Annotated in this window: 1 protein-coding gene and 1 pseudogene; one reads left to right on the plus strand and one right to left on the minus strand. The window is 42.7% G+C overall.

All coding sequences use genetic code 11. From position 1 onward, the window contains the following. Positions 1 to 321: 321 nt before the first annotated feature. A pseudogene (locus EIEH_RS10745) lies at positions 322 to 438 on the minus strand (transposase); the annotation flags it as partial. Between EIEH_RS10745 and EIEH_RS19510 the strand changes: the two are divergent. Then, on the plus strand, positions 419 to 731 hold a 313-nt coding region (locus EIEH_RS19510; protein WP_204365808.1), incomplete at its 3' end, for a hypothetical protein. The pseudogene EIEH_RS10745 and the gene EIEH_RS19510 overlap by 20 nt on opposite strands.

Raw genomic sequence — 731 nt, forward strand, 5'->3', positions numbered from 1 at the left:
TGCGGATTTAATAAAACGACCGTGGCGGTCGCTAACAAAAACGCGCGAATAATCTGGTCGATGCTGAGAAATGAGACCGAGTATCAGGTAGTGTGAAATTAATCCCCTGCCAGAAAAAGTTGCAGCGTACTGAGAAATGGTGACAGGTTGCACCTGCACAATCGGAACCTGATTTTTATACTGGCCTCAGAGGCCGTCCAGTTGTTGAGGCGATTGTGTGCGAATTACCCATTTGGGCACAGATTTTCCTGATGCCGGATAGATGTAAGCAACAACCCAAAACCAGATTCAGTACTTGCAAAACGGAGGTAGTCCATAGATGTAAAAAGTGGCGTCGGAGATACCCAGCTTGCGGCAGACATCCGGCACGAACGTCCCCAGCTCAGCCTGCTTCAGGGCAAAGACAATCTGCTCTTCGGTGGATCGTGACTTTTTCATCGGCACCACCTCCGTTCAGGGGAGTGTTTATCATGCCGGAATGCTGTTTCTGAATGGCGCAGGATTTTGGGCAGGCTCAATGAACAAAGCCTGTCTCCGTATTAATAAAAGTAAATTGATAACACAAATAGGTTTCTCTATAACTTTAATAAAAACGACCTGTCATTATTATTTGAATGCCGAGAAAATAACTGGTGGTTATTATTTAATGTTAATCCAAACGTGTTGTTGTAATTATTTTACAATAATGAAAATAACTGGTTATTATTATTTTTTTTATGGCAAAATACGGT

The sequence above is a fragment of the Edwardsiella ictaluri ATCC 33202 genome, from assembly GCF_000264785.1.
Taxonomy (GTDB): domain Bacteria; phylum Pseudomonadota; class Gammaproteobacteria; order Enterobacterales; family Enterobacteriaceae; genus Edwardsiella; species Edwardsiella ictaluri.